The sequence below is a fragment of the Microbispora hainanensis genome (assembly GCF_036186745.1).
In the GTDB taxonomy this organism is placed as follows: Bacteria; Actinomycetota; Actinomycetes; order Streptosporangiales; family Streptosporangiaceae; genus Microbispora.
On record NZ_CP108086.1, the window covers coordinates 3,770,460 to 3,786,142 of the forward strand.

Below are 15,683 nucleotides of genomic sequence, written 5' to 3' on the forward strand. Positions count from 1 at the left end.
GCCACCAGGGTAGAGACATGATCGATTTAGTGCGCACTTTTCGCCGTTCCGAACCGGGAACCACGAGGTCAGCGCCTCGCGCTCAGCGGCGATCTTGAAACGTGAGCCAAGTCAGGTCATACTTGGGAATCCGGCCGTCTCTGGTGATTAAGGAGAGTCCTTCGTGGCGGGCCTGAGCGATCAGCAGCCGGTCGAAGGGATCGCGGTGAAGGAGTGGTAGCCTCCCCGCCTCGATGGTGTGGCCAAAGCGAATCGGCAGTTCGCGGAACTCGCTGTCGCGGATTCGTTCGACGAGGTCGTCGGGTGCGACCAGCTTGCCGATGCTCTGCTTGATGGCCACCTCCCAAAGAGTGGCCGGGCTCACGAAGACCTCCGGCTCTTCCTCGATCATGCTCTTGATCTCGTCGGCGAGCGTCGGGTCGTCGCTCAGCCACCAGAGGACGACGTGTGTGTCGAGAAGCATCCTCACGGCAGCAGCCCGAAATCCCTCGCGATGGCATCGTTGACCTCGGGTGAGTCCCAGTCGTCGGCCATGTGGAGCTGCCCTTTCAGGGAGCCCCTGCCGCGGCGGCTCACCTTGGTCGGGAAGGGAATGACCTTGGCCACGGGACGACCGGCACGGCTGATGACGATCTCCTCGCCGTGCTCGACTCTGTCGATGATGCGCGACAGGTTCGTCTTCGCCTCGTGGATGTTGTATTGCTCGGTAGCGCCTTCTGACATCACCGACCTCCTTAGCTAAGTTAGCTTAGCCCGCCGACGTCGCCACGACGCGTTCGTGCGCATCCTGGAGCAGTTGGGACGCGCGCGGGCGGCTGGGGTCGGGGCGGGGGATGCCCAGGTGCGTCTCGCGCAGCTCGTCCATCAGGTCCTCCCACAGCGGCGGGCCGCCCTCTTCCAGCAGTCGTGCCCGTACGGCCAGCTCCGGCGTCGTCGGACGGTGCCGCAGTCCCCACGAGCCGAGCGCGACCATGATCGGGACCGTCTGGATGCCCGCCTCGGTGAGGCTGTAGGTGCCCCGCCGTCCCCGGCCCGCGTCCTCGTGGGTCAGCAGACCACCGGCGACGAGGCTCTTGAGACGGCTGCTGAGGATGTTCGACGCGATCCCCTCGATGGAGTTGCCGAGCAGGTCACGGAAGTGCCGCCGCCCGCCGAAGATGATGTCGCGCAGGACGATGAGGCTCCACCTGTCGCCGAGTGCCTCCACCGCCGCGTTGATCGCGCACCCCGACCGCGGCTCGTCTGGCATGCGGACCTCCAAACTGATTGCGTTTTGCCATCACCTAGTCTACGGTCGATCCCAGTAGTTGCAATCCGCAATCACTCGCCGAATCCGGGAGATCAGCCATGTCGCGTGTCAGAGTGCACAACTTCTCCGTCTCCCTGGACGGCTTCGCCACGGGTGAGGGGCAGACGCTCGAAGAGCCGTTCGGCCACGCCGGCGGACGGCTCCACGAGTGGTTCTTCGAGACCCGCATCTTCCGCGCCATGCAGGGGAAGACCGGCGGTGCCGCTGGGGCCGACGACGCCCTGGCCCGCACCTGGAACGAGGGCGTCGGCGCGGAGATCATGGGCCGCAACAAGTTCGGGCCGCAGCGGGGCCCGTGGGAGGACCACGAGTGGACCGGATGGTGGGGCCCGAACCCGCCGTTCCACACCCCGGTCTTCGTCATGACCCATCACCCGCGGCCATCGGTGGAGATGGAGGGCGGCACCACCTTCCACTTCATCGACGCCACCCCCGAGGAGGTGCTGCGGCAGGCGCGCGAGGCCGCGGGCGGTCTCGACGTGCGGATCGGCGGCGGGCCGGGCGTCGTCCGTCAGTTCCTCGCCGCGGACCTGGTCGACCACATGCACGTCGCCGTCGTCCCGATCGTCCTCGGCCGCGGCGAACGACTGTGGGACGGGCTCGAAGGGCTTGAGCAGCGCTTCGACATCGAGTCCGTGACCACCCCCAGCGGCGTCACCCATATGACCTTCACCCGCCGGTAACCGTGAAAGGTAGACGGACATGACCGAGCACATCACCTCGAAGGACGGCACGACCCTCGCCGTCGACACGATCGGCCAGGGCACGCCGGTGGTCCTCGTGGGCGGCGCGTTCAACGACCGCTCCACCGTCGCCGGGCTCGCCGCCGAACTCGCGTCGGCGTTCACCGTCGTGACGTACGACCGGCGCGGCCGGGCGGGCAGCGACGACAAGAGCGACGACTATCGGGTCGCCAACGAGATCGACGACCTGGCGGCCGTCATCGAGCACGTCGGCGGCCGGGCCTCGGCGTTCGGCCACTCCTCGGGCGCGATCCTCGTGCTGGAAGGGGTCATGCGCGGCCTGCCGATCGACCGGGTGGCCGTCTACGAGCCGCCGTACTGCGCGGACGAGAACCAGCCGAGGCCGGCGGCCGACATCTACGACCGGCTCAAGGCCCTGGTGGCCGCCGGTGACCGCGACGGCACGGTGGAGCTGTTCCTCCACGAGGCGGTCGGAGTGCCGACCGAGGCGATCGCCGGGATGAAGGCCGGGCCGGGGTGGGCGTTCCTGGCCGACAAGGCGCCCAGCCTGCCGTACGACGTGCTGGTCAGCGAGATCTGGCAGGTGATGCCGTACGAGCGGCTCGCCCGGATCGGCGTGCCGGTGCTGGCGGTGTACGGCGACCAGACCGCGCCGAACCTGGCGGAGGGGACGAAGGCCGTCGCGGCGACCGTGCCCGGCGCCGAACTCCGGGTGATGCCCGGCGAGGACCACGCGGTGTTGCAGCGGCCGGCGGCGCTGGCGGAGATCCTCACGAAGTTTCTCGGCTGAAAATGTCGGAGCGGGCGGCTACCGTCGAATCGGCATGCGAATCGACGGCGCGATCCCTCAGCTCATCGGCAGGGAGCATCCTGCCGCGCTGCTGCGCGCCGAGATCGCGCGGGCGGTCGGCAGTCACGGCGGCCTGACGCTGGTCGCCGGTGAGGCCGGCATCGGCAAGACCACGCTCGTCACCAGCGCGGCCGAGGAGGCCAGGCGCCTGGGCGCGCTGGTCCTCGGCGGAGCCTGCTGGGAGTCCGACAACGCCCCCGGCTACTGGCCGTGGGTGCAGGTGCTGCGAGGAATGCGGCGGTGGGCCGCGCCCGAGGAGTGGGCGGCGGCCGAAGACGCCGGGGGCGCCGGACTGGCCGCGCTGCTGGGCGAGTCGCCGAGCGCCGACGCGGCCGAGGGCTTCCGGCTGTACGACGCGGTGACGAGCGCCCTGGTGGCGGTGTCCCAGAGCCGTCCCCTGGTGGTCGTGCTCGAAGACCTCCACTGGGCCGACGCCGCGTCGCTCCGGCTGCTGGACTTCGCGGCCCAGCACACCTGGTTCGAGCGGGTGCTGCTGGTGGGCACCTACCGCGACGTGGAGGTGGAGTCGGCGGACCATCCGCTGCGGCCCCTCGTGCTGCCGCTCGTCGCGCGGGCGACCACGGTGACCCTGACCGGGCTCGAACGCGAGGAGGTCGGCGCGCTGATGACCCGCGCCGCCGGCCTGAATCCGTCCGCCGACCTCGTCGCCGAGGTGCACCGGCGCACCGGCGGCAACCCCTTCTTCGTGGAGCAGACCGCGCGGCTGTGGCGCAGCGGCGGTTCGGTCGCCACGATCGCTCCCGGCGTTCGCGACACCCTGCTGCGGCGGCTGTCCCTGCTGCCCGCGCCGGTCGTGGACCTTCTCGTCACCGCCGCGGTGCTCGGGCGTGAGTTCCACCGCCAGGTGCTGGCCGCCGTCGCCGCCGCTCCCGTCCTCCAGGTGGAACGGCTGCTCGACCAGGCGGTGGCCGCCCGGCTCGTCATAGCGAAGGGCGGGTCGGCAGGCGGCGGGTCGGCAGGCGGCGAGGTGTTCGCGTTCGCGCACGATCTGGTCCGCCAGACGCTCTACGAGTCGCTCGATGAGAAGGCCGCGGCCCGGCGGCACGCCGCGGTGGTCGACGCCGTGGAGCGGTCGCCGGCTCTCGCGGAGCATGTGCTCTCCGCCGACGTGGCCCGGCACGCCTATCTGGCCGGTGACCACGTCGAGCCGGCCCACGCGGCCGACCGGTTGCTCGCCGCGGCCCGCGACGCCGCCGCGCGCCTGGCCACCGAGGAGGCGCTCGGGCACTATCGCCGGGCGCTCGAACTGGCCGCCGTCGCCGGTGAGCACCGCCGGCGCGTCCTGATCGCACTCGAACTCGGCCGCGAGGTCTACCACGGGAACGACCGCGACGGCGGCAGGCGTGCGTTCGAGGAGGCGGCCGCCGTCGCCCGGGAGATCGGCGAGCCCCAGCTCATCGCGAGGGTGGCGCTGACCTTCTATGCGTCCTGCGGTGGCGACGGTGGTCCGCTGGTCGCAGATCTGCTGCGTGAGGCGCACGCCGCGCTGGTCCGGGACGGCCGGCCTCCCGGCGAGGAGCTGTCCCTCGACCACCTGGCACGGGAGCTGGCCATCCACGTGGCGCTGCTCGCCCGGCGCGGCGAGGACGACGAGGCGCTGGCCTTCAGCCTGTGGGCCTCCCACGACGCCATCTGGGGCCTGGGCACCGCACCGGAGAGGGTGGCGCTCACCGGAGAGCTACTGACCCTGGCCCGCCGCACGGGCGACGTCGAGATGGAGAGCATCGCCGCCGCGTTGCGCTGGGTGGCACTGCTCGAACAGGGCGACCCCGCCTATTTCGACCAGTTCCGCGAGTTCGTAGCGCTCGGCGGCCGCGCCGACCTGCCGCGCATCGACATAGCGACGGCCAGCGACCGCAGCATCATCGCCGCCCTCACGGGCGACTTCGCCCAGGCTGAGGCCCTGCTCGACGAGCTCGCCCGGTTCGAGCACGGGCACGACCACTGCCTCTACATGCTGGACCACCACCGCTGGGCCGTACGCATGCTCCAGGGCCGCGACGACGGCCTGGACGAGATCCACCGGGCGCTGCGCCGGGGCGGGCACCCCTGCCCCGGCCTGCTCGAAGGGATGACCGCGCTGCGCAGGGGAGACGGCGCGACCGCGCTGCGCCACCTGCGCGACACCATGGCGAGGGGCGAGCCGCGACGTGCGGTGCAGCCCCTGTGGCTGCGGTTCCAGGCCATGGTGGCCGCCTGGTCGCGTGACCCGGAGCTGTGCGAGAAGGCGCGGACCGAGCTCGACCCCTATCTCGGCACCTGGGCGGTGTCGATGTACGGCTGGGACATCGGCGGCCCGGTGGTCCTCCTGCGTGCCCTTGTCGACGCGGCGCAGGAACGCTGGGACGAGGCGATCGACGGGTTCACCGCCGCCTGGCACTCCGCCGAGCTGCTGCTCGCCCGCCCGTGGTCCGTCGAGGCGCGGGCGCATCTCGGCGAGGCGCTGCTGCGGCGGTGCCGCCCGGGCGACGCCGAGGAGGCCGGGAAGCTGCTGGACGACGTGGAGAGCGAGGCGCGCCGGCTCGGCATGCGGCACGTCCTGGAGCGCGTCCGCAGGAGCCGCACACCGCCCGGCGCCGGAGCCGAGTTCCGGCGGGACGGCGCGGTCTGGACCCTGGGGTTCGGCGGCCACACCGTCCGCCTGCCCGACGCCAAGGGCCTGCGCGACCTCCATCTCCTGCTGAGCCATCCCGGGGCCGACCTGCCCGCCGTACGGCTGCTCGACCCGGAGGGCGGGGAGCTGGTCGTCGCCGCCCGGGGGATGGGCGGCGACGCGGTCCTCGACGAGGAGGCCAAGGCGCGCTATCGGCGCCGGCTCGCCCTGCTCGATGAGGAGATCGACCGGGCGGCCGAGCGGCGCGACGACGGCCGGGCTGCGGAGTTCGACAGGGAACGGGCGGCCCTGCTGGCCGAGCTGCGCTCCGCCTCCGGTCTGGGCGGCCGGGACCGCCGTCTCGGCGACGAGGCGGAGCGCGCCCGCAAGGCCGTCACCGCCCGCATCCGCGACGTGCTGCGCAAGCTCGACCACCTGCATCCCGCGTTGGCCGCGCACCTCCGCGCGGCCGTCTCCACCGGCGCCACCTGCCGCTACCAGCCCGGCCACGAGATCACCTGGCGCCTGTGACTATTTGCGGTTGTAGAGCCGCATGGTCAGCGCGCCGAAGATCACGACCGACAGCGCGCCGCAGACCAGCACCCAGGTGATCTCCCCGGTGTCGGGGCTGCCCGCCATCAGGGAACGCGCCGCGGTGACCAGGTGGGATATGGGGTTGACCCCGACGAACGCCTGCAGCCAGCCCGGCATGGTCTGCGGGTCGACGTAGACGTTGCTGAGGAAGGTGAGCGGGAACAGCACCATCATGCTGACGCCCATCACCGACTTCTCGCTGCGCAGCAGCAGCCCGAACATCGTCCAGATCCACGAGAACGCGAACGAGAAGGCCACCAGCAGCGCGATCGCGGCCACCACGCCGGCGACCCCGCCCTGCGGGCGGAAACCCAGCGCGAGGCCGACCACGAGGATGACCGTCGAGGCCATCGTGTAGCGCAACGCGTCGCCGAGCAGGTAGCCGACCATGGTCGACGGCCGCCAGATCGGCAGGCTGCGGAAGCGGTCGAAGACGCCCTTCTCGATGTCCTTGTTGACCTCGACCCCGGTGTACATCGTGATCATGACGACGCTCGTCACCATGATGCCCGGCAGCAGGAACTGCAGATACTCCGTCGGCGAGCCCGCCAGCGCACCGCCGAACAGATAGGTGAACATCAACGTCATCATGATCGGGAACGCGGTGACGTCGAAGAGCTGCTCGGGCACGTGCTTGATCTTCAACATCGCCCGCCAGCCGAACGTCAGCGAGGCCGACAGGGCGCTGGGGCGCGGCGGGCGTACGCCAGGCGCCAGGACCGCGCCGAGCGTGTCGGCGGCGGGGACGAAGGACGTGCCGGTCTCGGTGGTCGTGGCGCTCATGCCGCCTCCTCCTGAGCGTTCTCGCCGGTGGCCGGGTGATCCGTAAGGGCAAGGCTGTGCTCCCCAGGAGGCGCGCCGGTCAGCGCGAGGAAGGCCTCGTCGAGGCTGGGCTGGCCGAGGGAGAAGTCGTCCACGACGATGCCGGACGCCGCCAGCGCCGCGAGGGCGCGCGAGGCCCGCTCCGGGGCCGCGTCGGCGTCTTCCCCGGCGACGCGGGCGGTCAGGGCCACGGGATCGGCCTCCAGATGGACCTGGGTGTTCAGCTCCTTGGCCAGCACCCGCTCGGCCTCCGGCCGCTGCGCGGCGTCCCGCAGCCGCACGTGCACCGCCCCCGAGCCGACCGACGACTTGAGCTCGCCCGGCGTGCCCTCGGCGATGACCCTGCCGTGGTCGATGACCGCGATGCGCCCCGCCAGCCGGTCGGCCTCGTCCAGATACTGCGTGGTGAGCAGCACGGTCGTGCCGTGGGCGACCACGATCCTGATGATGTCCCAGACCTGGTTGCGGCTGCGCGGGTCGAGGCCGGTCGTGGGCTCGTCCAGGAACAACAGGTCGGGCGTGTTGAGGATGCTGGCCGCGATGTCCAGCCTTCTGCGCATGCCGCCCGAGTAGTTCTTGACCTGCCGGCGGGCGGCCTCGGTCAGCCCGAACGCCTCGAGCAGCTGCATGGCCCGGTCTTTGGCCGCGGCCTTCCTGTGGCCCAGCAGCCTGCCGAGCAGGACCAGGTTCTCCACCCCGGTCATCTCCTCGTCCACCGAGGCGTACTGGCCCGTCAGACTCACCCGGCCGCGTACGGCGTCGGCCTCGCGCAGCACGTCGTGGCCGAAGACCCTGGCCTCGCCGCCGTCCGGGCGCAGCAGGGTCGCCAGTATCTTGACCGCCGTGGTCTTGCCCGCCCCGTTGGGGCCGAGCACGCCATATACCGTGCCGGCCGGCACCGTGAGGTCGAGACCGTCCACCGCGCGGTTGTCGCCGAATGTCTTGACCAGGCCCGATGTCTCTATCGCCAGGTCGTGCATGATCTGTCGTCTCCGTTTCATCCAAACGTTCACGAAACAGGCGCCAGATCCGGCGCGGACGCCGCTAGATCCGATCTAGCGGGCACCGTTGCGGGCCGACACGACCCGGATCCGTGACATCTGTCGTGGGCGGGTCGTGACAGACGGCGGGGGCCCGCGTCGAGGCGGCGGCGGAGGCTTGCCGCATGAACCTTCATGACGGCGCCCCCGCCCTCTCCATCGCGGGGCTGCGCAAGACGTACGGCGAGACCCGCGCGGTCGACGGAGTCGACCTGGTGGTGGACCGGGGGGAGGTGGTGGCCCTGCTCGGCCCGAACGGCGCGGGAAAATCCACCACGATTGACATGGTCGTCGGGCTGAGCCGTCCGGACGCGGGGGAGATCGCCGTGTTCGGCGCGTCTCCGCATGAGGCGGTGCGGCGCGGCCTGGTGGGCGTGATGCCGCAGGAGGGCACGCTGCTCGACGACGTGACCGTCCGCGAGACGGTGGCGCTGATCGCGTCGTTGCACCGGACGCCGCTGCCGGTGGAGGAGGTGCTGGGCCGCGCCGGGGTGGCCGGCCTCGCCGGTCGCCGGGCCGCGCTGCTGTCCGGCGGCCAGCGGCAGCGGGTGCGGTTCGCCATGGCCCTGGTGTCCGGCCCCGGCCTGCTGGTGCTCGACGAGCCGACGGCGGCCATGGACTTGACGGCCCGGCGGGAGTTCTGGCAGTCGATGCACGCCTTCGCCGAGACCGGCCGCACCGTGCTGTTCTCCACGCACTACCTGGAGGAGGCCGAGGCGTACGCCGACCGGGTCGTGCTGATGCACGCGGGCCGCGTCGTGGCCGACGGCCCGGTATCGGCGGTCATGGCCGAGGTGTCCGGCCGTACGGTGACCGCGACCGTGCCCGGCGCGCGCGCCGAGGACCTGGGCGCGCTCCCGGGCGTGACTGCGGCGCACGTGCGCGATGGCCGGGCCGAGCTCCGCTGCACCGACTCCGACCTGGTCGTACGGCACCTGCTGGCGCGCTATCCCGAGGTGCGGGACGTCGAGGTCGGCGCGCTGGGCCTGGAGGAGGCGTTCCTGCGCCTGACCGGAGCAGCGGAGGCCGTGCGATGACCGGATATCTCGCGTTCGAGATCAGACGGACCCTGCGGGACGCCAAGTTCCTGCTGTTCGCGGTCGCCCTGCCGGTGGGCATCTATCTGCTGATGGCCGACCGCTTCGCCGACCAGGGCGCTCCCGCGGCGTACGTGATGGGCGGGGTCGCGGTGTTCGGGGCGATGAAGGCGGCGCTCGACGTTGGGGCACGTACGGCGGTGGAGCGCGGCATCGGCTGGCAGCGCCAGTTGCGGCTGACTCCGCTCAGCGGCGGCGGCTATCTGCTGGCCAAGGCGTCGGTGGCGATGGTCGTGGCGCTGCCGCCGGTGGCCGGGGTGTCGCTGGTCGCCGCGCTCACCGGCGGGGTGGACCTGTCCGCGGGCGGCTGGGCGACGGCCGTGCTCGGCGTGTGGGCGGGCACGGTGCCGTTCGCCCTGCTCGGCCTGCTGATCGGCCAGTTCGCCAGTGCCCGGGGCCTCCAGGCGTACCAGGGGGCGGTGGTGCTGGTGCTCAGCTTCGTCGGCGGGCTGTTCATCCCGGTGAGCACGTTCCCCGCCGCGCTCGCGGTGGTGGCCAAGGTCCTGCCGAGCTACTGGCTCGCCGAGATCGGCCACGCCGCCGCGCTGGGCGGGCACAGCAGCGGGGGAGGCAGCGGGGTGGCCGTGCTGGTCCTGGCGCTGTACACGCTCGTGCTGGGCGTCGCCGTGGCCGTCCGGTATCGCCGCGACACGGCGCGGGCCTAGGGTGATTGACGTGGGCGAGCAGGGCGTATGGGGGCGTTCCGCCTGGCCGGTGTGGAACCCGGCCCGGCCGGGGTCTCGCTCGGCTCACGTCCGCGGCGTCCTCGTGCTGGCGCTCCTGCTGGTCTGGCCGCTGTGGGAGACGCTGCGGGAGGCGCTGAGGCCGGACGGATCCGGGCCGCAGGCCCCGGCGGTGCGGATCGCGCTCGGCGCCGTCACTGTCCTGTACGCGGCGGGCTGGCTCTGGTCCATGATCGGCGGGATCCGCCTGCCGCCCCGGCGGCGGATCCTGCTCGTCGGGGCGCTGTTCGCGCTGGCGGCCGTGGCGGCCCTGCTGCGCGACGGCCCGCTCTATCTCGGCCATGCCGGCGTGTTCAGCTACGTGCTCGCGGTGGCGGCCTGGCTGCTTCCGGCCCGCTGGGGCGTGCTGCTCGCGGCGGCGACCTGGCTGCTTCAGGTGCTCGCACAGTGGCTCGCCCCCGGCCCCGTCACCTGGGAGCACGTGGGCGGCCTCGTCCCCGGGGTCGTGATCCCGGTGGCCGTGACGCTGCTGATCCGGCTCGTCGTCCAGCTCGGCCAGGCCCACGAGGAGATCGCGGCGCTGGCCACGGCGGCCGAGCGCGACCGGCTGGCCAGGGACCTCCACGACGTGCTCGGGCACAGCCTGACCACGATCACGGTGAAGACCGCCCTGGCCCGCCGGGTGCTGGAGAGTGGCGGCGACGTCGAACGCGCTCTGGCCGAGCTGCGCGACGTCGAACGGCTGTCCCGGGAGGCGCACGGCGAGGTGCGCCTGACCGTGTCGGGCCGCCGCCGGCCGTCCCTCGCCGCCGAGCTGGCGGGGGCACGCGCCGCGCTGCGGGCCGCCGGGATCAGCCCGATCCTCCCGCCGTCCGCCGACCACGTGCCGGCCGAGCTGGCCGAGCCCTTCGCGTACGTCCTGAGAGAGGGGGTCACCAACGTGATCCGGCACAGCGGCGCCACCCGGTGCGAGGTGCTGCTCGGGGACGACTGGCTTGAGGTGCGCGACAACGGCACGGGGCAAGACACGGGGCGAGAAACCGCGGGGCGGCACGCGGCGAAGCCCGGCAACGGCCTGTCCGGCCTGGCCGAGCGGCTGCGCGCCGTCGGCGGGCGGGTCGAGGCGGGCCCGCTGCCCGCGGGCGGCTTCCGGCTGCGGGCGAGCCGCGCATGATCAGGGTGCTGCTCGCCGACGACCAGGCGCTCGTACGCGGGGCGCTCGCGGCGATGCTCGCGCTGGAGCCCGACATCGAGGTGGTGGCCCAGGTCGGCTCGGGCGAGGAGGTCGTCGAGGCGGCCCGGCACGCCCGGCCCGACGTGGCGTTGATCGACGTGCAGATGCCGGGCAGGGACGGCCTGGAGGTCACGGCCGACCTGCGCGCCGCGCTCCCGTCGTGCCGGGTGGTGATCTGCACGACCTTCGGGCGGCCCGGCTACTTCGCCCGTGCCATGGAAAACGGCGCCTCGGGCTTCGTCGTGAAGGACGCGCCGCCTGAGCACCTGGTCGACACGGTGCGCCGGGTGCACGCGGGCCTGCGCGTGGTCGATCCCGCCCTGGCCGCCGAGTCGCTCGCCAGCGGGTCGAGCCCGCTGACCCCGCGGGAGCGCGACGTGCTGCGCGCGGCCCGGCAGGGCGGCACGGTGGCCGAGATAGCGCGGAGCCTGCACCTTTCGGCCGGGACCGTACGCAACCACCTGTCGGCGGCGATCGGCAAGACCGGCGCGAGCACCCGCGCCGAGGCCGCGCTGATAGCCGACGAACAGGGCTGGCTCTGACGCGCCGTTTCCGGAAAAAGGGAATGACCGGAAAGCGGCTCGGGCGCGAGAATCGCCCGCATGTCAGAGCCCATGTCGCAGCCGATGTTGCAGACCGACCGCATCACGCTCGTGCCGCTGTCCGACGACCACCTTGAGCACGAGATCGAGCTCGACGCCGATCCCGAGGTCATGCGCTACCTCACCGGCCGTGCGCGCACCCGCGAGGAGGTGGAGGCCCTCCACCGTCAGCGGCTCGACGTCGCGCACCGCGCCGCCGGGCTCGGCTTCTGGGCCGGGTTCGTGGACGGGAAGTTCGTCGGCTGGTGGCTTCTGGAGCCGCCCGCGCGTGCCGACCAGGGCCCGGCCGACGGACAGGCCGAGCTCGGATACCGGCTCCTGCGGCGCTACTGGCGCCAGGGCCTGGGCAGCGAGGGAGCCCGCGAGCTGCTTCGTTACGCGTTCGAAGACCTCCGGCTCGACCGCGTCTTCGCCGAGACCATGGCGGTCAACGCCGCCTCCCGCGCGACGATGGCCGCGATCGGCATGCAGTACGTCCGTACGTTCCACATGGACTGGGAGGAGCCGCTCCCCGGCAGCGAGCTCGGCGAGGTCGAGTATGCGATCACCCGGGAGCAGTGGCTCGTTTCCCGAACGGCCCCCGCCTGATCTGGCTAGGTTGACCAAATGGACGTGGAGATCAGCGGCATACCAGTGCATTTCGCCGAGCACGGCGACGGCATGCCCGTTCTGGCGCTGCATGGAGCGGGAGTGGACCACCGCGAGATGGCCGGCGCGCTGGAACCGGTCTTCCGCGACCTGCCCGGCTATCGGCGCGTCTACCCCGACCTGCCCGGCATGGGGCGCACTCCGGTGGGGGACCGGCTCCGCGGCTCCGACGACGTCCTCGATCTCGTGCTCGGTCTGGTCGACGCCGTCGCCGGCGATCGGCCGTTCGCGGTCGTCGGCCACTCGTTCGGCGGATATCTGGCCCGGGGCATCGCCGCCCGCCGTCCGGACCAGGTCGCGGGGCTGGCGCTGATCTGCCCGCTCGGCGAGGACACGCGTGACGTGCCCGCGCACGAGGTGCTGTACGCCTCGGCCGACGTGGCCGGGGTGCTGAGCCCGACCGAGCAGGCCCAGTTTCGTGACTACTTCGTGGTGCAGACGCCCGCCACGCTCGAACGGTTCCGGGAGCACGTGGCCCCGGCCCTGCCCCTCGTCGACCGGGACGGCCTCGGGCGGGTCTTCGAACAATGGCGGCTGAGCGACGTCTCCCCGTACGCCGGCCCGACCCTGATCATCGCCGGGCGCCAGGACTCCACCGTGGGGTACGCCGGCGCCTGGGAGCTGGTGGCGCGCTATCCGCATGCCACCTACGCCGTCCTCGACCGGGCCGGGCACGCGCTGCCGCACGAGCAGACCGGGCTGCTGGCCGCGCTCGTCGGCGAATGGCTCGACAGAGTGGCGATCCGTTAGACCATGCCGTTAGACCATGCCGGGAATCAGCGATCATAAGCCCGAGACGGCGCAGAGGGCGCCGGGATGGCGGCCCGTGAGGCGGTCGAGCCTGGCGGCGGTGGCGTCGTCCGCGGGGAGATAGGCGATCAGGACCTGGCTGTCGTCGTCGGACAGGCCGAGGGTCTCGTAGGCCAGCCGTAGTTCGCCCGCCTCGGGATGCGCCAGCCGTTCGAGACCGGTGCGCCTGGGCGGGCCGGGCGGCGTCGCCAACCGGTCGGTGAAGGGCGCGCCGACGGCCAGGGTCAGCTCGTTGACGAGGTGCTCGACGTGCGGGTCCTCCCGGGAAATCCCCGGTTTCAGCGCGGCGAGCCGCTCGCCGGCGACCCGGTCCCACTCGGGGTACGCGGCCTTGGCCCGGGGGTCGGCGAAGACGTACCGCACCAGGTTGGCTGGCCGGCGGTCGAGCAACCCGATGGGGCCGGCAAGCAGCTCGTAGCCGTTCGTGTGGGCGAGCACGTCGCCGAGCCGGTTGACGACCACCGCCGGGGCGGGTTCGAGCCGGTCGAGCAGCGCCCGGACGGTGGGACGCACCGACTGCGCGGGCGGCCCCTGGCACGGGCCGACGAGCCGGCCGGCACCGTCGGCCGCCTTGAAATGGTGGAGCAGATGGAGGCGGTCGTCGGACGACAGGCGCAACGCGTCGGCGAGGGCGGCGAGCACGGGCACCGAGGGGTGACGGTCCCGCCCCTGCTCAAGCCGGGTGAGATATTCGACGCTGATCCCGGCCAGCGTGGCCAGCTCGGAACGGCGAAGGCCGGGGGTCCGGCGCCGGCCGCCGCCGGGCAGCCCGACCTCGGCGGGGGTGACCGCCTCACGGCGGGACCGCAGGAACTCTCCCAGGGTGTTGTCGCTCACGCTTCGCAGGCTACCGAGCGACCTCGCCTCCGATCGTGGCCCTGCGGGGGCCAGTCTCGGCCCGGCCTCCCTCGGGTGGTCCCCGTCACCGGATCCTCGGTGCTGTTCACGGTTGTCACTGACATGAGGAGCGCCGACATGGATCTGGGACTCACCGGCCGTACGGTCATCGTGACGGGGGCCTCCGGCGGCATCGGGCGGGAGATCGCCCGCGGGTTCGCCGCCGAAGGAGCCGACGTGGTGCTCACCTATCACCACGCGCAGGACGGTGCGGAACGGCTCGCCAAGGAGATCGGCGGACGCTCGCTCGTCGCGCCGTACGAGATGGACGACGACGAAGCGGCCCGCGGCCTGGTCGAGAGCGTGCTCGCGTGGTCGGGCCGGATCGACGTGCTGGTCAACAACGCCGTGCACTGGGGCGCCGACGAGCCGGAAGCGGACCTCCCGTTCGACGCCGTGCCCGACGTGAGGTGGCAGAAGGTGATCCGGGTCAACGTCGAGGGCGCGCTGCGGCTCAGCCGGGCGGTCGTCCCGTCGATGCGGGAGCGCGGATGGGGCCGGATGGTGCACATCTCGTCGAGCATCGCGGTCGACGGCATGCCCGGCGGGGAGTTCTACGGGGCGGCCAAGGCGGCGCTGCATGGTTTCAGCAGGTCCGCCGCGTTCGGGTTGGGGAAGGCCGGCGACATCCTGTCCAACGTCGTCATGCCCGGCTTCACCAGGACCGAGACGAACGCCGAGATGGCCGAGCAATGGGGCGGGCACTACAGCGCGCGGGCTCCGATCGGCCGCCTGCTCGACGCCGCCGAGGTCGCGAACGCCGTCGTCTATCTGGGCTCGGCCGCCAACACCGGCATCACCGGACAGGCGATCAAAGTGACCGGCGGGGCCTGACACCTGTTCGCTGTGACGACCCGATGCGAGCCCGCGCCGTAGCCGCCGGCTGGTCTGGGCCGGACGGCCTGCGGGCCCGCACGACTCGGGCCGCGGTTACGCACCGCCAGAGGTGGTTCTACTGGCGCATGAGCAGGAAGGTGTGCTGGCCCTCCGCACCGATCTCGGCGTCGAGCGTCTTGTCGTCGAGCGAGGGCGCCACCTCCGCCTCGACGAAGACCCGGGTGTCCGCCTTCTCGATCACCTGGTCGCCGGCCTGCGGCGCGCTCACCAGAGACAGTTCGAGGGAGGCTTCCGGGCCGGGCCTCGCCGCCAGTCGCAGGCCCGCCTCATCAGGGATGTTGTCACCGGCCGTCAGATCACGAATCGCCATGACGGCGTTGTCGGTCAGCGTCAGCATTGACTTGCTCCTTCACGAATGGGGGCGGATTTTCCGTACGGCCGGAGAAACCTCCGGCCCCATGTGGTCGGGACGGCCCGACGGCGCGTGCGCGACGCCGGCCACTCCGACCTCGTTACGCCGTACCCCCGATCCGGGGACGAAACCGCGTAGCGCTCCGGCCGTGCGCGTCCTGGCGATCACTGTCCTGATAACTGCCGCCCATCGGTCCTCTTGCCGTGGCTTGTTCTCACGGTGTCCTGAGTGTGGCAACAGCGCACAGGACGCTACATATGCAAAGCTATTTACTTGTTTTTCTACGAGCTCACCGAGTGGGGCCACGACCTGGAGCCGATCCTCGTGCACCTGAGCCGATGGGGCCGGCAGTCCCTGCTGCGGGAGACGACGACGCCCCTCGGGATCGATTCGGCCGGTCTCAAGGCCCTGGTGATCGACGGGACCCCGCCCGTCCGGCTCGGGGAGCGGCTGAAGACCACCGGCGATCGCGCTGTCCTCCAGCGGCTGCTCGACGCCATCGCGACAGAGTGACCGAAGGGGAGATCGCA

At 72.0% G+C, this 15,683-nt stretch carries 18 protein-coding genes; 11 read left to right on the forward strand and 7 right to left on the reverse strand.

Annotated features, from left to right (window positions below):
- Nucleotides 1-82 precede the first annotated feature (82 nt).
- Genes OHB01_RS17785 through OHB01_RS17795 form a run of 3 tightly spaced genes read right to left on the reverse strand, consistent with a single transcriptional unit; the run spans nucleotide 83 to nucleotide 1,249 of the window.
- Nucleotides 83-463 carry a type II toxin-antitoxin system VapC family toxin gene (locus tag OHB01_RS17785; protein WP_328855854.1) on the reverse strand — a complete coding sequence of 127 codons (381 nt, stop codon included), beginning with the start codon at nucleotides 461-463 and terminating at the stop codon, nucleotides 83-85.
- Nucleotides 464-465: 2 nt separating this feature from the next.
- On the reverse strand, nucleotides 466-723 hold the full coding sequence (locus OHB01_RS17790) for a type II toxin-antitoxin system Phd/YefM family antitoxin (RefSeq protein ID WP_142648136.1): 258 nt from the start codon (nucleotides 721-723) through the stop codon (nucleotides 466-468).
- A gap of 25 nt (nucleotides 724-748) precedes the next feature.
- Entirely contained in the window at nucleotides 749-1,249 is a 501-nt protein-coding gene (locus OHB01_RS17795; protein ID WP_328855680.1) for a helix-turn-helix domain-containing protein, read from the reverse strand.
- A gap of 98 nt (nucleotides 1,250-1,347) precedes the next feature.
- Here OHB01_RS17795 and OHB01_RS17800 point away from each other — a divergent pair, with 98 nt between their 5' ends.
- The 3 genes from OHB01_RS17800 to OHB01_RS17810 are packed head-to-tail and all read left to right on the forward strand — an operon-like array spanning nucleotide 1,348 to nucleotide 6,008.
- On the forward strand, nucleotides 1,348-1,992 hold the full coding sequence (locus tag OHB01_RS17800; protein WP_142648138.1) for a dihydrofolate reductase family protein: 645 nt from the start codon (nucleotides 1,348-1,350) through the stop codon (nucleotides 1,990-1,992).
- A gap of 19 nt (nucleotides 1,993-2,011) precedes the next feature.
- The gene (locus tag OHB01_RS17805) at nucleotides 2,012-2,803 is read left to right on the forward strand and encodes an alpha/beta fold hydrolase (RefSeq protein ID WP_147944432.1); all 792 of its coding nucleotides are present in this window, start codon (nucleotides 2,012-2,014) and stop codon (nucleotides 2,801-2,803) included.
- A 34-nt stretch (nucleotides 2,804-2,837) separates the two neighbouring features.
- Entirely contained in the window at nucleotides 2,838-6,008 is a 3,171-nt protein-coding gene (locus OHB01_RS17810; protein WP_328855681.1) for an ATP-binding protein, read from the forward strand.
- Here the strand turns inward: OHB01_RS17810 and OHB01_RS17815 are convergent, their stop codons facing one another.
- Nucleotides 6,009-6,854 (reverse strand): ABC transporter permease, encoded by an 846-nt coding sequence (locus OHB01_RS17815; RefSeq protein ID WP_142648141.1) that lies wholly within the window; start codon nucleotides 6,852-6,854, stop codon nucleotides 6,009-6,011.
- Nucleotides 6,851-7,873 (reverse strand): ATP-binding cassette domain-containing protein, encoded by a 1,023-nt coding sequence (locus tag OHB01_RS17820; protein WP_328855682.1) that lies wholly within the window; start codon nucleotides 7,871-7,873, stop codon nucleotides 6,851-6,853. The genes OHB01_RS17815 and OHB01_RS17820 overlap by 4 nt, the downstream gene beginning before the upstream one ends.
- Before the next feature lie 185 nt (nucleotides 7,874-8,058).
- Here OHB01_RS17820 and OHB01_RS17825 point away from each other — a divergent pair, with 185 nt between their 5' ends.
- The 6 genes from OHB01_RS17825 to OHB01_RS17850 are packed head-to-tail and all read left to right on the forward strand — an operon-like array spanning nucleotide 8,059 to nucleotide 12,947.
- Complete coding sequence (locus OHB01_RS17825; RefSeq protein ID WP_328855683.1) at nucleotides 8,059-8,970, forward strand: ABC transporter ATP-binding protein; 912 nt, start codon at nucleotides 8,059-8,061, stop codon at nucleotides 8,968-8,970.
- Entirely contained in the window at nucleotides 8,967-9,695 is a 729-nt protein-coding gene (locus OHB01_RS17830; protein WP_328855684.1) for an ABC transporter permease, read from the forward strand. Before OHB01_RS17825 ends, OHB01_RS17830 begins: the two co-directional genes overlap by 4 nt.
- Nucleotides 9,696-9,705: 10 nt before the next feature.
- Complete coding sequence (locus tag OHB01_RS17835; RefSeq protein WP_205830311.1) at nucleotides 9,706-10,887, forward strand: sensor histidine kinase; 1,182 nt, start codon at nucleotides 9,706-9,708, stop codon at nucleotides 10,885-10,887.
- On the forward strand, nucleotides 10,884-11,489 hold the full coding sequence (locus OHB01_RS17840; RefSeq protein WP_142648144.1) for a response regulator transcription factor: 606 nt from the start codon (nucleotides 10,884-10,886) through the stop codon (nucleotides 11,487-11,489). The genes OHB01_RS17835 and OHB01_RS17840 overlap by 4 nt, the downstream gene beginning before the upstream one ends.
- Nucleotides 11,490-11,549: 60 nt before the next feature.
- The gene (locus OHB01_RS17845; protein WP_328855685.1) at nucleotides 11,550-12,137 is read left to right on the forward strand and encodes a GNAT family N-acetyltransferase; all 588 of its coding nucleotides are present in this window, start codon (nucleotides 11,550-11,552) and stop codon (nucleotides 12,135-12,137) included.
- An 18-nt stretch (nucleotides 12,138-12,155) separates the two neighbouring features.
- A complete protein-coding gene (locus tag OHB01_RS17850) occupies nucleotides 12,156-12,947 on the forward strand; it encodes an alpha/beta hydrolase (protein ID WP_328855686.1) in 792 nt (263 codons plus the stop codon).
- Nucleotides 12,948-12,980: 33 nt separating this feature from the next.
- Here the strand turns inward: OHB01_RS17850 and OHB01_RS17855 are convergent, their stop codons facing one another.
- Complete coding sequence (locus OHB01_RS17855; protein ID WP_328855687.1) at nucleotides 12,981-13,844, reverse strand: helix-turn-helix transcriptional regulator; 864 nt, start codon at nucleotides 13,842-13,844, stop codon at nucleotides 12,981-12,983.
- Nucleotides 13,845-13,982: 138 nt separating this feature from the next.
- Between OHB01_RS17855 and OHB01_RS17860 the strand changes: the two genes are divergently transcribed.
- Nucleotides 13,983-14,738 carry an SDR family NAD(P)-dependent oxidoreductase gene (locus OHB01_RS17860; RefSeq protein WP_187280749.1) on the forward strand — a complete coding sequence of 252 codons (756 nt, stop codon included), beginning with the start codon at nucleotides 13,983-13,985 and terminating at the stop codon, nucleotides 14,736-14,738.
- A gap of 118 nt (nucleotides 14,739-14,856) precedes the next feature.
- Here the strand turns inward: OHB01_RS17860 and OHB01_RS17865 are convergent, their stop codons facing one another.
- On the reverse strand, nucleotides 14,857-15,138 hold the full coding sequence (locus OHB01_RS17865; protein ID WP_142648148.1) for a HesB/IscA family protein: 282 nt from the start codon (nucleotides 15,136-15,138) through the stop codon (nucleotides 14,857-14,859).
- 288 nt (nucleotides 15,139-15,426) lie between these two features.
- On the opposite strand from OHB01_RS17865, the gene OHB01_RS17870 reads away from it, so the two are divergent.
- Nucleotides 15,427-15,666, forward strand: coding sequence for a hypothetical protein (locus OHB01_RS17870; protein WP_147944424.1), 240 nt, complete (start codon nucleotides 15,427-15,429; stop codon nucleotides 15,664-15,666).
- Nucleotides 15,667-15,683 lie beyond the last annotated feature (17 nt).